Raw genomic sequence first — 19,297 nt, 5'->3', positions numbered from 1 at the left:
CCCCCCCCCCCCCCCCCCCCCCCCCCCCCCCCCCCCCCCCCCCCCCCCCCCCCCCCCCCCCCCCCCCCCCCCCCCCCCCCCCCCAAAAGACGGGCGCGGCGACCGACGGTCGCCCGCTCGTCTTCGGAATTCGCCCTGAAGACGTCTATCTCGAGACCGGCGCGCCGGTCGAGGCGCGGGTCCACGATGTCGAGAACCATGGCGTCGAAAAGATCCTGACGCTGCGGGTCGGCGACACCATGCTGCGCGCCACCGTGCCGGCCAGGACCGACGTGCAGATAGAGCAGCCGGTGCGCTTTGCCTGGAACCCGGACAAGGTGGTGCTGTTCGACAAGGGCAGCGGAATAAGCCTGCGTCACGCCGGCTAAGTACAAGCCTCTTTGCTGCAGCTAGAACGGATGCGTTCAAATCGAGCCGTGCATACCGCTCTAAACCATGTGTTTTAGCCGCATTTGTGCGACGTCGAGTGATTCCCTTGGCTGCTAAATGCTCGAGTCTTCCCGTCATCCCCCATACGGGGGATGCGGATGCTCCGATTTGTCGAATAGGCTGATCCTTTGGTCCCAAACGGGCTTTGCAAGCCCAATTTGGAGGCCCAAAACGGAGGGTTGGCTATGGGAACTCTATTTCGCGGTTTTGCGACGATCCTACTCGTCGCCGGTATGGGATTGTCGGCGGCGCATCTGGGCGAGGCGCAGGCAGCCAAGAAAGTTGTCGCAGGCGCGAAGGTCGACGCCAAGAAGATCAAGGATCTCAACGGCACGGTCAATCTGTCCACCAGCGACTGCAAGCTGTTGTTGAGCGGCACCGTCGTGGAAGTCTCGGATGGCAGGTGCGGGGCTTCCGGCAAATATTGCAAGAGCAGCGCCGGCTCGGCCTGCATCACCGAGCAATAATCCGGCCAACGTTTAGCCGGCCTGGCGGATATCAGCCTGTTCCTCAGCCCGGAAATGGCTAGGCGGCGATCCGATGACCCGTTTGAAGGCGCGGCTGAAGGAGGCGTCGGATTCGTAGCCGAGACGAGCCGCGACGACGGAAATCTTGAGCCGGTCGCGGACCAGCCATTGCCTCGCCTGGTGCATCCGCACCTGCGTGACGTACTTTGCCGGTGTTTCGCCGACAATGGTTGCGAAGCGCTCGGCGAAACCTGATCGCGAGGCACCCATCATCTTCGCCAGGGCTTCCACCGTCCAGTCGCGGTTCGGTTCCAGATGGATCGCGGCCAGCACCCGGCCGATCTCGCGGTCCCTGACCGCCGCAATCCAACCGGAAGAGTCGCCGCAGCCGCGCTCGACCCATGAGCGGATGACGGTCGCGGCGAGCACATCGGCCAGCCGCGCCAGGATGCCGCCGGAGCCGACGCGCTCCATCGTCACCTCGCGGGCCATCGCTTCCAGCAAATGCGGGATACCTGGCTCATAGGCCTCCAACTCATGTGCGCGCATCACGTCCGGCATCATGCCGAGCAAGGGGTGCAAGCCATCGAGATTGAAATACATGCTGCCGAAAAACAGCAAGGTCCCCGGACGGCAGCCGGGCATGCCGTCATTCGACATGCAATAGACACCCTTGCAGATTTCCTCGACCTCATAGCCGTGGATCGGCGCCGCCTCGGTACCCGGCTCGCTCGCCAGCGTGTGGGCTGAGCCGCGCGGCAACAATACCGCGTCGCCAGCCTTCAGTTCCACCCATTCGCCGGACGGCTGCAGCAACCAGCAGCCTTTGCGGCCGATGAAATGAAACCGTGCCGCCGCCTGAGCCGGAAAATGGATGCCCCAGGGTTCCTTCATCTCGCAACGGCCGTAATCGACGCCTTCGAGGCGCAATCCGCGCAATATGTCTGTCAGCGGATCACCGGTGACGGGGATTTTGGACGAACGGTCAAGCATAATGGTGTTTCTAGCATGGAAACTCCAGACAGTCACTCCCTATGTTGCACTGCAGCCAGATGCTGCGCTGCAACCAGATCGGAGATCCCTCATGACCGAACCCGCGACAGGCGTCATGGACGCCGTTCTCGACCCATCGGAAACCGGCGAACGATCCGAGCCCGCATGGGGGGCAGTGGTCTCCCTGGCGCTCGGAGTCTTCGGCCTGGTGACCGCGGAATTTCTGCCTGCCAGCCTGCTGACGCCGCTTGCGCAGGATCTCGGCATCACCGAAGGCGCCGCCGGGCAGGCGGTAACGGCAACCGCCGTCATCGGCGCGATTGCGGCGCCGACCATGGCCATTGTCACCAAGCGGCTGGACCGCAGGTTGGTCATGTGGGCGCTGACGGTGCTGCTTGTGCTGTCAAACCTGGTGGCCGCGTTTGCGTCCTCGCTTCCCGTTCTTCTGATTGCCCGCATCATGCTCGGGATCAGTCTTGGCGGCTTCTGGTCGATGTCGGCAGCCATGGCGATGCGGCTCGTTCCGATGCGGCTGATGCCGCGCGCCATGTCGATCATTCTCACCGGCGTTTCGGTGGCAACGGTCTGCGCGGCTCCGGTCGGCGCCTATGTCGGCGACATCTGGGGCTGGCGGACGGCGTTCATGATCGCCGCCGTGGTCGGAGCGCTGGCGCTGCTGGTGCAGGTGGCTACCATTCCGAAGCTGCCGCCTGCAGGTACGGCAGGTTTTCGCACGCTGCTGGAGGTGATGAAGCGGCCGATGATCAGGGTGGCACTGCTGGTGGTACTACTGGTCGCCTCGGGACATTTTGCCGGCTTCACCTATGTCCGCCCGTTTCTCGAGAAGGTGCCCGCGCTGGACATCGAGACGATCTCGCTTGTGCTGCTCGCCTACGGCATTGGTGGCTTCTTCGGCAATTTTGCCGGCGGCTTCATTGCCGAACGCAGCCTCAAGGCAGCCGTCAGCCTGGCGCCCCTGCTGATCGCGTTTTCGGCGCTCCTGCTGCTGGTGGTCGGAGGTTCACCCGTCGTGGCTGCAATAGCAGTGGCCAGCTGGGGCTTTGCCTTCGGCGCCGTCCCAGTCGGGCTGCAGACCTGGCTGGTGCGGGCCGCCCCCGATCAGGCGGAAAGCGCCGGTGGGCTCATGGTTATGACGTTCCAGGTCGCCATTGCGTTGGGCGCCGTCTTCGGCGGCCTGCTTGTCGACAATACCGGCGTTGCCACCGCCTTCGCCTATTGCGCGGCGGCGACGTTGCTTGCGGCACTGGCGGCGTTCTTCCTTGGCCCCAAGCCGATCGACGACCCCAAGGCCTAAACGGAACGGCCGTCGAATTCGAAGACCGGCACGGCGGCGACGTCCAACGCCTCGATGCAATTAATATTGATATAGGCACTTCGCCCGCTCCCTTCGCCGACATCCTCGGCGAAGGGGTGAATGCCGCAGCTGCGGCAGAAGCGGTGGGCGATGACATGGTTGCCGAAGCTGTAGCGGCCGAGATCATCGCCCCAGGCAAGCACCCGCATGCTCTCATGCGGAACTGCCCATAGCAGTGCACCCTTGCGCGAGCAGATCGAGCAATTGCACCGAACGGCTCCGGTCAGCTCGCCCTCGACCTCGAACGCGACCTTGCCGCAGTGGCAGCTGCCTTGGTAGAGCATCGCGCCTTCCTCCTTCGGTTCGACAGGTGCAAATCCGACCGCGCCGGGCTATGTCTCCTGCGGCCAGTTTCTGGCTGCTACCTTAAGACGTTGCAAGCGCGCGGAGTCCGACACCGAAAAATGCAATCAGCCCGCGATCACCTCGAAGCAATTCTTTCGTCTCTTGCCGCTCGCGTCGACGATGAGAGGGTTTTCGTAAAGCTCTACCCGGAAGCCGCCCGGGCGGCGGCGGACGCCACCGATGCGCGGCGAAAAGCCGGCGTCACGCTCGGGCCGCTCGATGGGGCGATCGTCTCGATCAAGGATCTGTTCGATGTCGCCGGCGAGCCGACCACGGCGGGCTCTCTGCTGCTCGCCAACGCAGCGCCGGCGCTGCGGGATGCCATTGTCGTGCAAAAGTTGCGCCAGGCCGGTGCAATCATCCTCGGCAAGACCAACATGACCGAGTTCGCCTTTACTGCGATCGGCGTCAATCCACATTATGGCACGCCCGGCAATGCTAGCGATGCCAGCCGTATTCCGGGCGGCTCCTCCTCAGGCGCCGGCGTTTCGGTGGGCGAAGGCACCAGCGAAATCTCCATCGGTTCCGATACCGGTGGTTCGGTGCGCATTCCGGCATCGCTGAATGGCGTCGTCGGTTTCAAGCCGACTGCGCGGCGCGTGCCGCTTGCGGGTGCGTTTCCGCTGTCAGCCACGCTGGACTCGATCGGTCCGCTGGCCCGCACCGTCGCCGAATGTGCGGCGGCCGATGCAGTGATGTCGGGCGAAAACCTGGCGGCACTGTTGCCGCTGCCGCTGGACGGCCTGCGCATCGGTATTGCGCGCGGCGTGCTGTTCGATGATACGCACGAAGAGGTCGCGACGACGTTCGACCGGTGTCTGCGCAAGATGGAGCTTAGCGGCGCACGGCTTGTGGAGCTGTCGATCGACGACCTGCTTGCCGATCTGCGCGTGGCAACCCAACGCGCGTCTATCGCGGCGATGGAAGGGGCGGAGATCCATGCCGACTGGCTGGCGGCGGGAGCGACGAGGCCGGTCGATCCGCGGGTAAGCGGGCCATTGTCGCGCGCCGCCGCCATTCCGGCCACGGTCTATATCAGGGCAATGCGCCGCCGCACGGCGCTGGCCGCCGCGATGGATGACCGGCTGGCGTCGGTCGACGTGCTGGCCCTGCCGACCACACCGGTGACGGCGCCGACGATCGTGTCGATGACCAGCGACGAGGCGCTGTGCAACAGGATGGAAGGCCTTCTGCTGCGCAACACGCAGGTCGCCAACCAGTTCGATCTATCAGCCATCTCGCTGCCGATGCCGGGAATGACGCGTCCGGCCGGGCTGATGCTGGTGGCGCGCAATGGCCATGACCACCACCTGCTGCGCATCGCAGCCGGCGTGGAGGGGCTGCTTGCAAATTGATCGCACAGCGCGTGTCAGCGCGACGAGCAGTGGCCGCGTTCGCTGTCCTTGGCGGCGCGTTCGATGCTGGTGGCGACCAGCCAAGGCAGGGTGTACCGCTTGCCGTTGAAGGTCCGGGTACGGTTCTCGATCGAGCCGACAACAACGACCTTGCCGGCATAGAGCTTGTCTGAAAGATCGAGCGCCTTGTCTTGTTGCGGCAGGCGATCGATGTCGATTGAAACGCCTTTGATGAGCTTCCCAGCAGCAAGGTCGAGTGCGCTGTTCGATGGACAGGGCGCCGCCAGGCAGCGTATGCCGTTGTCGCAGAACACGTAGCTACCCTGTTCGTTGGCGAAGGCTTGCGCCGTCGCCACGCAGAAGCCGGCGGTCAGCAGGAATTTTGTGACGCTTGCCATGCCGGCACCATCGCCGGCGAATTCGGGAAAATTGGGGCGCTTTCAGAAATCGGCAGGGAACCGCCGCCGGTAGTGCTCGACCACTTCGGGGTTGCGCAGATTGACCGGCAATCTGTTGGCCAGCACCAGCAAGGCTTCGCCAGCCGCGCCGACGCCCATGCGCATCATCGACTGCTCGGTAATCCCAGCCATGTGCGGGGTGACGATGACGTTGTCGAAGCCAAAATAAGGATGGTTGGGCGGTAGCGGTTGTGTAGCAAAAACATCGAGCGCAGCGCCGCCGATGCGCCCCTTCTGCAAGGCCTCGATCAGCGCGTCGTCATCGATCACCGGCCCGCGCGAAACATTGATCAGCAGCGCATCCGGCTTCATCCGCTCAATGCGCTCGCGGCTGATCAGCCCCCGTGTTTCGGGCGTCAGCGGGCAGCACAGAACGATGATGTCGCTCTGCTCGATGAGTGCATCGATCGACAGGAAGCCGACCCTGTCCGGCGCCGGCCGCATGCTGCGCGTCGTCGCCACCACATTCAGATCGAACCCATGGGCGGCGATGTGGCCAACCGCCTGACCGATCGCGCCGAGGCCGACAATGCCGATCATCTTGCCCGCGAGCTCGCTGGCTACCACCGTGTGTTCGCGGCCCGCCAGCCAGCCCTTCGCACGCAAGTCGCGGTCCAACACACGGAAGCGCCTAAGCAGCGCCAGCGCCGCGAACATCACATATTCGGCGACAGATCGCGCGTTCACCCCCGGCACATTCGCCACCAGCACGCCGGCCGCATTGGCCGCTTCCATCGGTACCATGTCCAGCCCGGCGCCGTGGCGGATCGCGGCCCTGAGCTTCTTCGCGCCTTCGAAAAGCGCCGCAGGCAAGGGAGCGCGAACGATGATGACATCGGCGTTCCTTGCCTCGGCGGCCAGCGTGGCCGCATCGAGGGCGGAAGCAACGACGAGTTCGCCGGCCCCGGTCAGCATGGAAGCGGCACGAGGGTGCAGTCTGTGTGTTGACAGGATCTTGGGCATTTCAGGCCTTTTCGAGCGCAGGGCTTTCCGGTTCCGCCCCACGCCCCTCGATCAGCCCCTTCCAGTAGCTTTCCGCGCCTTGCAGGTGGGCGCTCATCAGCGCCTGGGCGAGATTGCCGTCGCGGCGCAGCAGCGCCTCGTAGATCTGGATATGCTCGGCATGGGAGCGCACGCTGCGTTCGGGATCGTTGAAATAGATCGGCAGGCGCAGTTCACCCATCATGTAGTAGACGCTGCAGATATTGTGGAAGACGCTGTTCTTGGTCGCCCGCACGATCTCGAGGTGGAACTCGCGGTCTTCCCGGGCAAGCCCTTCACCGGCGGCGATGCGATCCTCGGAGGCCTTCAGGATCTCGCGCAGCCGCTCGAAATTCTCCTCGGTGGCGCGTGAACAGGCAAGTTCGGCGGCCTTGATCTCGTGGATCTTGCGCAACTCGACCGTCTCGTAGATCTGGACGGGATCGAGCGGCAGGCCGGCGCGGGCGAACAGCGCCATCGCCTCGACGCTCGCCTGCTTCGTATCGATGTAGATGCCGGATTTCGCCCGTCGCTCGACGATGCGCATGGCCTCGAGAATGGCCAGCGCCTCGCGGATCTGGCCGCGGCTGACGCTGAAATGCTCTGCCAGTTCGCGCTCCGACGGCGTGCGGCCCGTCTCCTTGTCCGAATGGGAGAACAGATAGGCGGCGAGTTCCGCGAGAAGGTTCTTTTCTTTCATGTCAGCCGTGTTGCGCGTGCGCCTCCAGGAACCGCTCCGAAATGGTGAATCCCAGCCCGGGTCTATCAGGGATCGCTACCATACCGTCCTTTGCTTCGACAGTCTCTTCGATCAGATCGTGGATCATCGGGTTGGCGCCGAGCGAATATTCGACGGTGAAGCTCGCCGGCGAAGCGGCGCAGACATGCAGCCCGGCAAAGAAGCAGGGCGCGCCGGCCCAAAGATGCGGCGCAAAGCGCAGATTGAAGGCGCTGGCGATGGTGCCGATCTTCATCGCCTCGCTGATGCCACCGCAAAAGGCCGGATCCGGCTGGAAGATATCGGCGGATTTGAGCACGGCGAGGTCGCGGAAGGCATAGCGCGTCGCCTCGCTTTCGCCGGTGGCGATCGGGATCGAACCGCAGGCGCGCACCTCGGCCATGCCGGGCTTGTCGTCGGCGATCACCGGCTCCTCGAACCAGGCGAGATCGAGGTCGCCGGCGAGATGGATAAAGCGCTTGGCTTCGGCCACCGTGTAGGTGCCGTGCGCGTCGACCATCAGGTCGATATCGGGACCGAGCGCCCGTCTGGCGGCACGGACGCGAGCGGCCGAGATATGTGGGGCGCCGTCCATGGCGCCGACGCGCATCTTCAGCGCCTTGAAACCGCCCTTGGCGATGTAGGACTGCAGCTGGTCGCCGATGGCTTCCGCAGTGGCCCAGCCGCCGGAAGCATAGGCCGGCATGCGGTCCAGCTTGCGGCCGCCGAGCAGCCGCCAGACCGGAACGCCGAGCGATTTGCCAAGAATGTCCCACAATGCGATGTCGACGGCGCTGATAGCCGCGATGCTCATGCCGCGTCGCGCCAATTGCGGCATGGCGTGGCCGGCGCGAGCGGCGCTGTCGTGGCGCGTGCCATTATAGAGCATCTCCCAGATGACGCCGATGTCAGCCGGGTCGCGGCCGACCAGCTGCGGGCCGACCTCGTAGTTCAGCAAATGGACAAGGGCGCCGTAGCTGCCGGCGCTGCCGGCGGCATTCTTGCCCTCGCCCCAGCCGACCAGCCCGTCGTCGGTCTCGATGCGCAGGATGGCGGCGTCGAACGTCGCCACCTGACCGAAGTCGCTGCGGTGCTGCTTCGCGGCTTCGATCGGTATGCGGACCCACCAGGCTTGGACCGTCTTGATGCGCATGTTCATCCTCGGCCCGGCCGCGGTGAGGCGGAAGGGCTCTTTCCAAACGGCTCGGCTACTTGATCAGCGGCAGCAGCGTTTCCGCGTTGATGCGCATCTGGTCGGTGTAGAATTTCTCCGTGAGCACGCTGGAGCCGTGGTCCTGAATGAATTTCAGCTGCTCCGGCGAGATGTCGACGGGGTTGCGTTCGACCATGTCGGGATAGGGGGCAGCCGGCGTGCGGTCGACGGGGGCGACGAATTCATTGGTCAGCGCGCCGTCATAGCCGATCTCCTTCAGCGTGCCGACGATCTTCGGCCAGTCGATCTGCCCGAGGCCGGCGGCGAAGCGGTTGTTGTCGGCGACATGGAAGTCGTACAGGCGCTTGCCTACCTGCCGGATGGCGTCGTAGACGTTAAATTCTTCCATGTGGATGTGGTAGGCGTCGAGGCAGACGCCGCATTCGGGGCTGACCGCATCGGCCAGCGCCAGTGCCTGGGCGCCGCGGTTGAACAGATAGGTCTCGAAGCGGTTGAGTGGCTCGACCGCGATCTTGACGCCGACCTTCTTGGCGTGGGTGAAGCATTCCCGGGTGGCGTCGACCACCCATTTCCACTCCTCTTCCTCGGTGCCGTCCGGCACCACCTTGCCGACGGTGGCCGGAACCAGCGTGATGATCTCGCCATCAAGTTCGCTGACCATGGTCAGCACGTCCTTGACATACTGCACCGAGCGCTCGCGTTGGCCCTGGTCCTTGGCGGCGAGATTTCGCTCGCCCAGCATCAGCGTCACCGCTCCCCAGCAGCGAATGCCGTACTCGTTCAACAGTGCGCGCGTCTCCTTGGGCTTGTACTGATCGGGTTCGCCGGAGATCTCGATCGACTCGTAGCCGAATTTCTTGATGCGCTTGAGCGTCGTTTCCAGCGGCTCCGCCCGCATCCAATTGTGCGTCGAAAGATGCATGGTCTATCCTTCCCAGAATCGCCTGTACCAGTTCGCCTGCGGCGCACTCTGCCGAAGCGTGCCGCATGATTCTTCCCCAAGGCGTCCCAGCATTTTTTGCAAACTGGTTCGACCAATTGGGCCTGATGGGAGGTCTACAGTAATTTCATCTGGACGGCAAGAAGTGCTGCCATCAAGCGTTGGCTCCTGTCTATGCTATTGATTATACTTAAACATGTGGCCTAACTCGGCATGGTTGCAGGACCGCGGCAGCGCGTCAAATGGCTTGACCGGATTTCGGCATTTGGTAATACCAGAATAGCGGCGCTGAGCGCGCTGTGCAAAGAGACCAAAGACGCTGGCCCTGTTTTCAATCGGCGCTATGCTTGGTCGTGAAACATAGGGAGATGCCGATGCCGACGACGATGAAGGGGCCTGGTCTGTTCCTGGCGCAGTTTGCGGGCGACGCCGCGCCGTTCAATTCGCTGGCCTCGATCACCAAATGGGCGGCTGGTCTGGGCTACAAGGGCGTGCAGATCCCGACATGGGACGCCCGATTGTTCGATCTCGAGAAGGCAGCCTCCTCCAAGGCCTATTGCGACGAGGTGAAGGGCATCTGCGCCGATGCCGGCGTCGAGATCACCGAACTGTCGACGCATCTGCAGGGGCAACTGGTGGCGGTGCATCCCGCCTATGACGCGCAGTTCGACGGCTTCGCGCCGGCTGCGGTGCACAACAATCCAAAAGCAAGGCAGCAATGGGCGGTCGAACAGATGAAGTTCGCCGCCAAGGCGTCGAAGAATCTCGGGCTCAAGGCGTCGGTGTCGTTTTGCGGCGCGTTGGCCTTCCCATACCTCTACCCCTGGCCGCAGCGGCCGGCGGGATTGATCGAGGAAGCGTTTGCCGAACTCGGCAAGCGCTGGAAGCCGATTCTCGACGTTTATGACGAGAACGGCGTCGATGTCGGCTACGAAATTCATCCGGGCGAGGACGTGTTCGACGGCGCGACATTCGAGATGTTCCTCGATGCGGTCGGCGGCCATAAGCGCTGCAACATCAACTACGACCCGTCGCACTTCCTGCTGCAGCAGCTCGATTATCTCGAATTCATCGACATCTACCACGAGCGGATCAAGGCGTTCCACGTCAAGGATGCCGAGTTCAATCCGACCGGGCGGCAAGGTGTCTATTCCGGTTACCAGAGCTGGACCAACCGTGCCGGGCGTTTCCGCTCGCTCGGCGACGGGCAGGTGGATTTCGGCGGCATCTTCTCCAAGCTCACTCAATACAATTACGATTCATGGGCGGTGCTGGAATGGGAATGCTGCCTCAAGCACCCGGAGGATGGTGCGGCCGAAGGCGCTCCCTTCATCCAGCACCACATCATCAGGGTGACGGAAAAAGCATTCGACGACTTCGCCGGCGGCACGACCGATAAAAAGATGCTGCGCGGCATGATGGGGATCTAGCACAGATATCCCTCCCCCTCGAAGGGAGGGTCGATCCACGCAGCGGATCGGGGTGGGGTCGCCGGGCGTAGAGCTCGGCATGAACCAACCCCACCCGGCCGTGCGGGCCACCTTCCCCTCAGCGGAGGGGTATTTCAGTGACGAGGGAGAAAATCATGGTTGGCGCATCGAAGACGGAAACGGGAGGCGGTCCGATCCGCTACGGCATGGTTGGCGGCGGACAAGGCGCCTTTATCGGCGCGGTGCACCGCATCGCGGCGCGCATTGATAACGAGTTCGTGCTGGTTGCCGGGGCCCTCTCGTCGAATCCGGAGCGCGCCAAGGCCTCGGCGGCCGAGCTTGGGCTCGATCCGGCACGCAGCTACGGCTCCTATGCCGAGATGGCCAAGGCGGAGGCCAAGCGGCCGGATGGCATCGAGGCGGTGGCCATCGTCACGCCGAACAATGTGCACGTGCCGGCAGCCAAGGCTTTTCTCGAGGCCGGCATCCATGTCATCTGCGACAAGCCGCTGGCGACGTCGCTGGCCGAGGCGAAGAGGTTGGCCGCGCTGGTCGAGAAGACCGGCAAGGTGTTCGTGCTGACGCATAACTACACCGCCTATCCGATGGTGCGGCAGGCACGCGAGATGGTGGCCAAGGGACAGCTCGGCGATATCCGTATCGTGCAGTCGGAATATCCGCAGGACTGGCTGACCGAAGACCTGGCCGCCACCGGCCAGAAGCAGGCTGCGTGGCGCTCTGACCCGAAGCAGGCGGGTGCCGGCGGTGCGCTGGGCGATATCGGCACGCATGCCTACAACCTTGCCCGTTTCGTCTCCGGGCTGGAGCTCGATTCGTTGTCGGCCGATCTCGATGCCTTCGTGCCGGGGAGGCTGCTCGACGACAACATCAATGTGCTGCTGCGCTTCAAGCCGGTCGGCGGGTCGCACCCGGCGAAGGGAATGATCTGGGCAAGCCAGGTGGCGCCCGGCCACGAGAACGGGTTGAAATTGCGCATCTACGGCTCGAAGGGCGGCCTCGAATGGGTGCAGGCCGACCCGAACTATCTCTGGTACACGCCGTTCGGCCAGCCGAAGCAGTTGATTACCCGTAATGGCGCCGGCGCGCTCCCCGTCGCCGGGCGCGTCAGCCGCGTTCCGCCAGGGCATCCGGAAGGCTATCTCGAAGGTTTCGCCAACATCTATCAGGAAGCCGCGCGGGCTATTCGTGCAGCGCGCCGGAAGGGCGGGAAGCCGGCCAAGGATGTCGTCTTCCCGACCGTGCAGGACGGCGTCGAGGGCATGGCCTTCATCGAGGCCTGCGTGAAGTCGTCGAAGAAGAACGGAGCGTGGACGAAGCTTTAATCGCTGCGCCCGGTTAATGGGAAGTCCCCGTCACCCGGATTGCCAGCCGAATTGCAAGGCAATTCGGGGCAATCCGACCTTTCCTCGTGGGGAGAGGAGATCGTTGGCGCTGGCGTTCACCTCTTTTCCCCGGCGGGGAGAAGGTGGCCACGAAGCGGCCGGATGAGGGGGCTTGTGGCGAAGTCGCCGGAGGAGCAAGCCCGGCCGTAAAAAGGGGAGGGGCGTCGATGAAAATCGGCATGTGCATGTTGTTGTGGACGACCAGTGTCTCAAAAAAACACGAGCCGTTGTTGAGGGACATCAAGGCGACCGGCTTCGACGGCGTCGAGATACCGGTCTTCTCCGGCACGCCGGACAACTACAGGAAACTCGGCGAGCTGCTCGACCGTATCGGGCTGCAACGCACCGCCGTCTCGGCGATGGGCGATCCGGCGATGAATTTGATCTCGCCGGATGCCTCGACGCGCAAGGCCGGTATCGACTACATGAAATCGACGATCGACTGCGCTCAGGCGCTTGGCGCGAACACGTTGAGCGGCCCGCTCCATTCGACACTCGGGGTCTTCTCCGGCAGCGGGCCGACGGCGGCCGAGAAAAAACGTTCGGTCGCTTCGCAGCGCGTCATCGGTGACCATGCCGGCAACAAGGGTGTCACCATCGGGCTGGAGGCGCTCAACCGCTTCGAATGCTATCTGCTCAACACGATGGACGATTTGTCGGCGCATATCGACGCGATCGACCGGCCGCACATCAAGGCGATGTACGACACGTTCCATGCCAACATCGAAGAGGCTGACCCGATCGGGGCCTATACGCGCAACCGCAAGAACATCGTCCATATCCACATTTCGGAGAACGATCGCGGCGTGCCGGGCCGCGGCCACGTCCCTTGGAAAGAGACGTTCTCTGCCATCCGCAAGAGCGGTTATGACGATTGGCTGACGATCGAGGCGTTCGGCCGCTCGCTGAAGGATCTGGCCGCGGCCACCAAGGTGTGGCGCGACTTTTCCGAAGGCCCGGAAGCCGTCTACCGCGACGGCTACAGGCATATCAGGAATGGATGGAGGAAGGCGCCCTAACCGCACGCCTGCGCAACGCCTCTGTCAGCCCTGGCCGGCCTGGATCCGGTTGTAGTCGTGGATCGTCCTGCTCAAGCGGCGGCGCAGGAAATTGGAAATGTTGTCGAAGATGAAAACGACGAGCAGGACCAAGAGCACCATGTAGAAGACATTGGCCCAGTTGGAATTGGTGCGCATCGCCTCCCAGAGCTTCAGGCCGATGCCACCGGCACCGACGGCGCCGATGATCGTCGCGCCCCTGGTGTTGGATTCCCACTGATAGAGTGTCTGGCTGATGAAGACCGGGATCACTTCCGGCAGCACGCCATAGCGCTGCACCAGCAAGCCGTTGGCGCCGGTCGACTGGATGCCCTCGCGTGGCTTGTCGTCGATGTTCTCGAGGCCCTCCGAATAGACTTTGCCGAGCGTGCCGATCTCGGTGAAGAAAATCGCGGCGCTGCCGGCAAGCGGGCCCGGGCCGAAGGCGCGGGTGAAGAACAGCGCCCAGATCAGCATGTCGACCGAACGCATGAAATCGAAGAACCGCTTTAGCACCTGGCTAAGCAGGCCGCTCGGGGTGATGTTGCGGGCGGCGAAGAAGGCGAGCGGGAAGGCAACGATGCCGCCGAGCAAGGTGCCGAGAAACGCCATGACGATGGTCTGGAACAGCTTCGTCCAGACGTCGCCATGCTGCCATTGGGCGTTGTTCCAGATATTGTCGGCGGCCAGCGCAATGTTTGATGTGCCCGGCTTGAGCTGGGGTCCGGACATCAGCAACGAGACCACCTCGCCGGGCGACTTGCCGAAGAAGGGCGAGCGTGTGTCGAAGACGAAATTCGCCCAGCCGAGGAAGCGTTTGCGGACCTTGACGCGATCGACGGTTATGCGGACCTCGCCGGCAAAGCCCATCCTGGCGACGATCTCATCGTCATGCGCGGTGATCCACTCCGGCACCGGGCCGGATATTACCGGTTTGCCGCTGGTCAACGACATCGGCACCGCCTGGCCATTGGCGACCAGCGTCGCCTCGGTCTTGTCGAAGATGACCGATTTGGCCCGGCCGTCGATCAGGATGGTGTAGGAACCGTTGGCGTTGGTGATGACCCAATCGGGATGCGGGTCTTCGCCGAGCGCCGAAAAACGCGGGTATCTGGGTGTGATCTGAGGCTGGTCGAGACGGAATTCCGGCTGCAGATCGTAGCTGATCCATTGCGTCAGGAAGAGCGGCAGGCGCTCCCAGTGCGATTCCCTCAGCACTTGCGGCAGGCTGAAGAACCACAAGGCGTAGAGGAGATAGAGCAGGATGCCTGTGAACAGGACCAGCGGGCCGAAGCGTTTGTACAAGGGCCGCCGGAACACTTGGGGAAAGCGCTCCTCGATCGACCGCATCTCATCGGCGGTCATTGCGGCCATGGGCCGTCTTCTTGTTGATTTGCCATGATCTTTTCCAAAAACCGGAATCCACTTTTTGGGATCATGGTCAGGCACCCATCATGAATGCCTGCTCGCCGACGAGCTTGCGGCGTAGCCAGGCGGAAAACTGGTCGACGAGGAAGATCGTCGTGAACAGCAGCAGCACCAATGCCAGCGTCTTGGCGCCGAAGCCGCGCGAGATGGAGAGCTTCAGTTCCTCGCCGATGCCGCCACCGCCGACCGCGCCGATAATGGTCGAGATACGCACATTGATCTCGATCCTGAGCAGCGTGTAGGACATGAAATTGGGCAGCACTTGCGGCAGGCCGGCAAAGCGCACGCGCTCGAACCAGTTGGCGCCGACCGCGCGCAGGCCTTCTTCGGCGCGCATGTCGATGTTTTCGTTGATCTCGTAGAAGAGCTTGCCGAGGGCGCCGATGGAATGCAGGCCGATGGCGATGATGGCTGCGACCGGGCCGGTCGAGAGGATGGCTGCGAACAGGCCGGCAATGACGATCTCGGGGAAGGCGCGAAGCAGTTCCATGAAGCGCTTTACGACGAGCCTGAGCATCGGACTGGGCGTCAAGTTGCGCGCGGCGATGAAGGAAAAGGGCACCGCAAAGACAAAGCCGATGAAAGTGGAAACCAGCGCCACGTTAAGCGTGGTGAGCATCAGCTCGAAATATTCGGGTAGATAAAAGCCGCCCCAGAGATAGACGCGGCCAAGCGGGAAGTTGAACTCTTGGCTGCCCTTGTCATGCGGCGATGCGATGTCGAACAGCGCCCGCCAGACGTCGTTCCAGTCCTTGGGAACAAGCCAACTAAGGAAATCCAGTATGTGCGGCAGCCGATCGAAGAAATGTCCGGCATTGGCCTCGTCGGCGAACCACATGGCTGTGCACATGGCGACAAGCAGTGAGCCGATGCCGAGCGCCGTGTAGAACCGTCGCAAGGACGTCTGGCGTCGCCAGGCGTCTGCTGCCTGCCGGACCGCGTCTGAACGAATTGTAGCGGCGAAGGTCATACGGGGTCACGAGCGGACACACAAAAAGGGCGGCGACCGCATCGGCCCGAAAGTCGACTTTCGGAAAGCACGATGCGGCATCTAAGTGTTAGAGCGTACTTTGTGCGTCCAAGTGGACGCACGTCGCTCTAATGGACGCCGTCCTTTTCGAAATTGTCGTCAGCCGCCGATCGCGGCTTTGCGGGCTTCGACGATGACGCTGTAGAAGTCCGGCTTCACCGGAACATAGCCGGTGAAATCGCCGCCTTCGATGGCCTCGAAGCAAGGCTTGTCCTTGGCCGGCAGGCCGGTGAAGAAGTTGGCGAGCTTGGCGCTCATGTCGCCGCCGAGTGCGGTGCGCACGACCAGCGGGCCGTTCGGGATCAAGCCGGAGCGCCAGACTTCAACGAAATCGTTGGGGTCCACGGCGCCCTTGGCGACTTCCTTGTGGAAGGTGCCGGAGGTGTAGCCGTTCTTGAAGTCGCCGATGCCCGAGGAGTCGTCAACCGCAACATCGACCTTGCCGTCGCGAACCGCGAGAAGGTTGTTCTCGTGGCCGCCATTGAACTGGGTCGAGGCGAAGAAGGTTTCGTTCGAAGCGCCGGTGTCCTTCGGGATCTGGGTCAGCGGGATCAGGTAGCCGGAGGTCGAATCCGGGTCGGCATAGCCGAGCTTCTTGCCCTTGGCCGACTTGATGTCGGTGATGCCGGACGACTTCAGCGCAAGGCCGATCGAATAATAGCCGGTCGCGCCGTCGGTCTGCTGGGTGGTGAGGATCGGGGTCACGGCGTTCGGATCCTTGAGGTAGACGCTGGCATAGCCCGACGCGCCAAGCTCTGCGAAATCGAGCGTGCCGCCGAGCAGGCCCTGGATAACGCCGTCATAGTCGGCGGCCGGGAACAACGAGACCTTCTCGAAGCCGAATTCGGACTTCAGGTGATCGGCGAGGCACTGAAAGTTGCGCAGCCGGTCCGCTTCGTTTTCACCGCCAAGGATGCCGATGCGGAATTCCTTGATATCCTGGGCGTGAGCGGCGCTTGCCGCGATGGCGAGCAATGAAACGGCGCCAAAAACCATCTTCCTGAACATTATCTCTCTCCTGTTGGTCCCGGCCTCGCGCCGGTAGCGTTAGAATTTTTTGACAGGTGCCTTTGACGCGGGCGGGCGATCAGGCCGTTCTCAATATCCCGGGAATGCGGGCTCGAGCGGTCCGGCGGATGCAGCGATTTTCTGTTTGATGGCGACACTGGTGGAGGTGATGGCCTCGGAGATTTCGCCGCCATTGCTGTCGGTGCCGTAGACCATGCGCACGGCCTCGCGGTTGAGGGCTTCGGGCGAGCCGTCGAAGACGACCTTGCCGGCGGCCATGCCGATGATGCGGTTGCAGTAGGTGCGGGCCGTATCCAGCGTATGCAGATTTGTGATGACGGTGATGCCCTCGCGCAAATTGATGTCCTGCAGCGAATCCATCACCACCTTGGCGTTGAGCGGATCGAGCGAGGCAATCGGCTCATCCGCCAGCAACACCTTCGGCTGCTGCATCATGGCGCGCGCAATCGCAACGCGCTGCTGCTGGCCGCCGGAAAGCGTGCCGGCCGGCTGCAGGGCGGTGCGGGCGATGTCGAGGCGCTCGAGGGCTGCAACCGCCTCGGCGCATTCACCGCGGGAGAACATGCCAAATAGGTTGGACAGCGTCGAGCGGTGGTTGAGCCGGCCGAGCAGCACATTGGTCAGCACATCGAGGCGCGGCACGAGATTGAACTGCTGGAAGATCATGGCGCAGTCGCGCTGCCATCGCCGGAGCGGCGAGCCGCGCAACCCGGAGACCTCGACGCCGTTGAACAGGATGGATCCCTGGCTGGGATCGATGAGGCGGTTGATCATGCGCAGAAGCGTTGATTTGCCGGCGCCTGAACGGCCGATGATGCCGACCATCTGGCCCTGCGGAATCGAGATGTGAACATTGCTGACGGCGGTGTTCTTGCCGAACCGGCGGGTGACGCCGCGGATTTCGAGCGTAGCTGACATGGTGCAGGCTCCAGTCCAATCGCAATTGAAGGTCTGTTAACCCTGGCTAGCGCAGCCGCATGAACCTGCGGTGTCGGAACGATGTCAGTTTTGTTACTGCCCACAGCCTGGAGCGGGGCGGGATCAACTCGGCGCGAGAAGCTCGAATGGTGAATGGTGATAAGAACGGCTTCCCTGAGTCTCGAAACCTGTCCGCTGCCCCCATTCACATTCACCGTTCACCATTCACGATCCCTTAGCCGCCATATTTCTCCAGAAACGCCTCCGCCGACAGCTCCCGAAAATCGTCGAGCGCGGCGCGCAGCCTTGCATGATCCCAGTCCCACCAGGCGAGCGCCTGGTAGCGTTCCGCGGTGCGGCGGTCGAAGCGTTCGCGGATCGGCTTGGCCGGTACGCCGGCGACGATGGTGTAGGGCGCGACGTCCTTCGACACCACCGCACCGGCACCGACCGCCGCGCCATCGCCGACGATGACGCCGGGCAGGATGGTCGAGCCGTGGCCGAGCCAGGTGTCGTGGCCGATGGTGACGCGTTTGGCGCGGCGCTTGGCGAAGAATTCGCTCTCGTGCTCGGCGTCGTCCCAATAATCCGAGGCGCGATAGGTGAAATGGTGCAGCGTCGGCCGCCAGGTCGGATGGTTGGTAGCGTTGATGCGCACGCTTGCGGCGATGTTGGCGAATTTGCCGATCGTTGCGCACCAGACGCCGCAGTCCTGCATCATGTAGGAATAGTCGCCGAGCGTGCTTTCGGAAACCCGGCAGCGCTCGGTGATCTCGGTCCAGCGGCCAAGCGTCGAGTTCTCGACTTGCGCCGTCTCGTGGATCACCGGCGCCTCCGACAGTTTCCTTGTCATGCGGCAATTTTTCCGGCGGCGAAGGCGGTCACGTCGATGATACGGTCGGCCACCGCCTCACGCACGTCGTGGTCGTGGAAGATGCCGAGCAAAGCGACGCCCGCCGCCTTCTTGGCGGCGATCAGGGAAATCACCACGTCGCGGTTCCTGGCGTCGAGCGAAGCGGTCGGCTCGTCGAGCAGCAGGATCGGGTGCTCGGTGATGAAGCCGCGCGCGATGTTGACGCGCTGCTGTTCACCGCCGGAGAACGTCGCCGGCGGCAGCGCCCAGAGCTTTTCCGGCAGGTTGAGCTGCGCCAGCAAGGCACGTGCCTTGCCGTGCGCGACCTCGCGCTCCTCGCCGCGCTCGACCAGCGGTTCGGCCACGACATCGAGCGCAGAGACACGCGGCACGGTGCGCAGGAACTGGCTGACATAGCCGATGGTAAGCCGGCGCACGGCAAGCACGGTGCGCGGGCTGGCCGAGGCGAGATCGATGAGCCCGCCCTCGTGCTGGACGATGATCTGGCCTTCGTCGGCGGCATAATTGCCGTAGAGCATCTTCAGGATCGAGCTCTTGCCGGCGCCGGACGGGCCGCCGAGCACGGCGCATTCGCCGGCCCTGATCGCGAACGAGACACCAGCGACCACCGGCAGTTTGATGCCGTCGCGCAGATGCATGGTGAAGCTCTTCGCGACATCGGAGACAACGAGCGGGGTTGCCATCAGAGGGTTCTCCAATCGTCATTCGTCTGCGGGCCAACACCCCCCTCTGGCCTGCCGGCCATCTCCCCCTCAAGGGGGGAGATTGGCTGTCGCATTCGGTTTCGCCATTCTCCTGTGTCGCAGAACGGGCGGGACATAAAAGCTACCGATCTCCCCCCTGTTTGGACCGGAGACATCGCGAACAGGTGTGCGAGGACATCGCGAACAGTGCTCCATGCTATCTCTCGACG

Annotated in this window: 19 protein-coding genes and 1 pseudogene; 7 read left to right on the top strand and 13 right to left on the bottom strand. The window is 63.3% G+C overall.

Annotated elements, in window-relative coordinates:
• Positions 1–92: 92 nt before the first annotated feature.
• Positions 93–368: pseudogene (locus NKH90_RS32795) on the top strand (TOBE domain-containing protein); the annotation flags it as partial.
• Between the two features lie 246 nt (positions 369–614).
• Entirely contained in the window at positions 615–896 is a 282-nt protein-coding gene (locus NKH90_RS32790) for a hypothetical protein (RefSeq protein WP_352474067.1), read from the top strand.
• Between the two features lie 12 nt (positions 897–908).
• On the opposite strand, the gene NKH90_RS32785 is transcribed toward NKH90_RS32790, so the two are convergent.
• Positions 909–1,889, bottom strand: a complete 981-nt coding sequence (locus NKH90_RS32785) for an AraC family transcriptional regulator (protein ID WP_352474069.1) — start codon at positions 1,887–1,889, stop codon at positions 909–911.
• A gap of 91 nt (positions 1,890–1,980) precedes the next feature.
• Here NKH90_RS32785 and NKH90_RS32780 point away from each other — a divergent pair, with 91 nt between their 5' ends.
• Positions 1,981–3,204, top strand: a complete 1,224-nt coding sequence (locus tag NKH90_RS32780) for an MFS transporter (protein ID WP_352448398.1) — start codon at positions 1,981–1,983, stop codon at positions 3,202–3,204.
• Here the strand turns inward: NKH90_RS32780 and NKH90_RS32775 are convergent.
• Entirely contained in the window at positions 3,201–3,548 is a 348-nt protein-coding gene (locus NKH90_RS32775) for a GFA family protein (protein WP_352823338.1), read from the bottom strand. The genes NKH90_RS32780 and NKH90_RS32775 overlap by 4 nt on opposite strands.
• Positions 3,549–3,668: 120 nt before the next feature.
• Between NKH90_RS32775 and NKH90_RS32770 the strand changes: the two genes are divergently transcribed.
• Positions 3,669–4,964 carry an amidase gene (locus tag NKH90_RS32770; RefSeq protein ID WP_352474071.1) on the top strand — a complete coding sequence of 432 codons (1,296 nt, stop codon included), beginning with the start codon at positions 3,669–3,671 and terminating at the stop codon, positions 4,962–4,964.
• A gap of 14 nt (positions 4,965–4,978) precedes the next feature.
• On the opposite strand, the gene NKH90_RS32765 is transcribed toward NKH90_RS32770, so the two are convergent.
• The 5 genes from NKH90_RS32765 to NKH90_RS32745 are packed head-to-tail and all read right to left on the bottom strand — an operon-like array spanning position 4,979 to position 9,217.
• Complete coding sequence (locus tag NKH90_RS32765; RefSeq protein ID WP_352474072.1) at positions 4,979–5,362, bottom strand: hypothetical protein; 384 nt, start codon at positions 5,360–5,362, stop codon at positions 4,979–4,981.
• A 42-nt stretch (positions 5,363–5,404) separates the two neighbouring features.
• A complete protein-coding gene (locus NKH90_RS32760; RefSeq protein WP_352474074.1) occupies positions 5,405–6,385 on the bottom strand; it encodes a hydroxyacid dehydrogenase in 981 nt (326 codons plus the stop codon).
• A gap of 1 nt (position 6,386) precedes the next feature.
• Positions 6,387–7,103, bottom strand: coding sequence for a FadR/GntR family transcriptional regulator (locus NKH90_RS32755; protein ID WP_292661187.1), 717 nt, complete (start codon positions 7,101–7,103; stop codon positions 6,387–6,389).
• Between the two features lies 1 nt (position 7,104).
• On the bottom strand, positions 7,105–8,274 hold the full coding sequence (locus NKH90_RS32750; protein WP_352474076.1) for a mandelate racemase/muconate lactonizing enzyme family protein: 1,170 nt from the start codon (positions 8,272–8,274) through the stop codon (positions 7,105–7,107).
• Positions 8,275–8,329: 55 nt separating this feature from the next.
• On the bottom strand, positions 8,330–9,217 hold the full coding sequence (locus NKH90_RS32745) for a sugar phosphate isomerase/epimerase family protein (protein ID WP_352448392.1): 888 nt from the start codon (positions 9,215–9,217) through the stop codon (positions 8,330–8,332).
• 392 nt (positions 9,218–9,609) lie between these two features.
• Here NKH90_RS32745 and NKH90_RS32740 point away from each other — a divergent pair, with 392 nt between their 5' ends.
• The 3 genes from NKH90_RS32740 (at position 9,610) to NKH90_RS32730 (ending at position 13,087) form a co-directional block, all read left to right on the top strand.
• The gene (locus NKH90_RS32740) at positions 9,610–10,665 is read left to right on the top strand and encodes a sugar phosphate isomerase/epimerase family protein (RefSeq protein ID WP_352823336.1); all 1,056 of its coding nucleotides are present in this window, start codon (positions 9,610–9,612) and stop codon (positions 10,663–10,665) included.
• Between the two features lie 155 nt (positions 10,666–10,820).
• Positions 10,821–12,008, top strand: a complete 1,188-nt coding sequence (locus NKH90_RS32735; RefSeq protein WP_352814567.1) for a Gfo/Idh/MocA family protein — start codon at positions 10,821–10,823, stop codon at positions 12,006–12,008.
• A gap of 227 nt (positions 12,009–12,235) precedes the next feature.
• The gene (locus NKH90_RS32730; RefSeq protein WP_352823333.1) at positions 12,236–13,087 is read left to right on the top strand and encodes a sugar phosphate isomerase/epimerase family protein; all 852 of its coding nucleotides are present in this window, start codon (positions 12,236–12,238) and stop codon (positions 13,085–13,087) included.
• Positions 13,088–13,111: 24 nt separating this feature from the next.
• Here the strand turns inward: NKH90_RS32730 and phnE (NKH90_RS32725) are convergent, their stop codons facing one another.
• The 6 genes from phnE (NKH90_RS32725) to phnL form a co-directional block, all read right to left on the bottom strand.
• Positions 13,112–14,479: a phosphonate ABC transporter, permease protein PhnE gene (gene phnE / locus NKH90_RS32725; RefSeq protein WP_352823330.1), complete on the bottom strand. Its 1,368-nt coding sequence runs from the start codon at positions 14,477–14,479 to the stop codon at positions 13,112–13,114.
• A gap of 67 nt (positions 14,480–14,546) precedes the next feature.
• Positions 14,547–15,503 (bottom strand): phosphonate ABC transporter, permease protein PhnE, encoded by a 957-nt coding sequence (gene phnE / locus NKH90_RS32720; RefSeq protein ID WP_352474083.1) that lies wholly within the window; start codon positions 15,501–15,503, stop codon positions 14,547–14,549.
• 159 nt (positions 15,504–15,662) lie between these two features.
• Positions 15,663–16,571, bottom strand: a complete 909-nt coding sequence (gene phnD, locus NKH90_RS32715) for a phosphonate ABC transporter substrate-binding protein (RefSeq protein WP_352474085.1) — start codon at positions 16,569–16,571, stop codon at positions 15,663–15,665.
• 90 nt (positions 16,572–16,661) lie between these two features.
• Positions 16,662–17,510, bottom strand: coding sequence for a phosphonate ABC transporter ATP-binding protein (phnC, locus tag NKH90_RS32710; protein ID WP_352823328.1), 849 nt, complete (start codon positions 17,508–17,510; stop codon positions 16,662–16,664).
• Between the two features lie 235 nt (positions 17,511–17,745).
• A complete protein-coding gene (locus NKH90_RS32705; RefSeq protein ID WP_352823326.1) occupies positions 17,746–18,363 on the bottom strand; it encodes a DapH/DapD/GlmU-related protein in 618 nt (205 codons plus the stop codon).
• Entirely contained in the window at positions 18,360–19,067 is a 708-nt protein-coding gene (gene phnL / locus NKH90_RS32700) for a phosphonate C-P lyase system protein PhnL (protein WP_352539450.1), read from the bottom strand. Before phnL ends, NKH90_RS32705 begins: the two co-directional genes overlap by 4 nt.
• Positions 19,068–19,297 lie beyond the last annotated feature (230 nt).

Origin of the sequence: Mesorhizobium sp. M0898 (assembly GCF_040319695.1) — a bacterium.
Taxonomy (GTDB): domain Bacteria; phylum Pseudomonadota; class Alphaproteobacteria; order Rhizobiales; family Rhizobiaceae; genus Mesorhizobium.
This window is presented reverse-complemented; position numbering and strand designations above follow the sequence as displayed.

Coding starts and splice junctions, on each gene's coding strand:
- NKH90_RS32735 (WP_352814567.1), top strand. CDS start 10,821: ATGGTTGGCGCATCGAAGACGGAAACGGGAGGCGGTCCGATCCGCTAC.
- NKH90_RS32770 (WP_352474071.1), top strand. CDS start 3,669: ATGCAATCAGCCCGCGATCACCTCGAAGCAATTCTTTCGTCTCTTGCC.
- phnD (WP_352474085.1), bottom strand. CDS start 16,571: ATGTTCAGGAAGATGGTTTTTGGCGCCGTTTCATTGCTCGCCATCGCG.
- phnE (WP_352474083.1), bottom strand. CDS start 15,503: ATGACCTTCGCCGCTACAATTCGTTCAGACGCGGTCCGGCAGGCAGCA.
- NKH90_RS32775 (WP_352823338.1), bottom strand. CDS start 3,548: ATGCTCTACCAAGGCAGCTGCCACTGCGGCAAGGTCGCGTTCGAGGTC.
- NKH90_RS32785 (WP_352474069.1), bottom strand. CDS start 1,889: ATGCTTGACCGTTCGTCCAAAATCCCCGTCACCGGTGATCCGCTGACA.
- NKH90_RS32705 (WP_352823326.1), bottom strand. CDS start 18,363: ATGACAAGGAAACTGTCGGAGGCGCCGGTGATCCACGAGACGGCGCAA.
- NKH90_RS32730 (WP_352823333.1), top strand. CDS start 12,236: ATGAAAATCGGCATGTGCATGTTGTTGTGGACGACCAGTGTCTCAAAA.
- phnE (WP_352823330.1), bottom strand. CDS start 14,479: ATGGCCGCAATGACCGCCGATGAGATGCGGTCGATCGAGGAGCGCTTT.
- NKH90_RS32760 (WP_352474074.1), bottom strand. CDS start 6,385: ATGCCCAAGATCCTGTCAACACACAGACTGCACCCTCGTGCCGCTTCC.
- phnC (WP_352823328.1), bottom strand. CDS start 17,510: ATGTCAGCTACGCTCGAAATCCGCGGCGTCACCCGCCGGTTCGGCAAG.
- phnL (WP_352539450.1), bottom strand. CDS start 19,067: ATGGCAACCCCGCTCGTTGTCTCCGATGTCGCGAAGAGCTTCACCATG.
- NKH90_RS32755 (WP_292661187.1), bottom strand. CDS start 7,103: ATGAAAGAAAAGAACCTTCTCGCGGAACTCGCCGCCTATCTGTTCTCC.
- NKH90_RS32740 (WP_352823336.1), top strand. CDS start 9,610: ATGCCGACGACGATGAAGGGGCCTGGTCTGTTCCTGGCGCAGTTTGCG.
- NKH90_RS32765 (WP_352474072.1), bottom strand. CDS start 5,362: ATGGCAAGCGTCACAAAATTCCTGCTGACCGCCGGCTTCTGCGTGGCG.
- NKH90_RS32750 (WP_352474076.1), bottom strand. CDS start 8,274: ATGCGCATCAAGACGGTCCAAGCCTGGTGGGTCCGCATACCGATCGAA.
- NKH90_RS32745 (WP_352448392.1), bottom strand. CDS start 9,217: ATGCATCTTTCGACGCACAATTGGATGCGGGCGGAGCCGCTGGAAACG.
- NKH90_RS32790 (WP_352474067.1), top strand. CDS start 615: ATGGGAACTCTATTTCGCGGTTTTGCGACGATCCTACTCGTCGCCGGT.
- NKH90_RS32780 (WP_352448398.1), top strand. CDS start 1,981: ATGACCGAACCCGCGACAGGCGTCATGGACGCCGTTCTCGACCCATCG.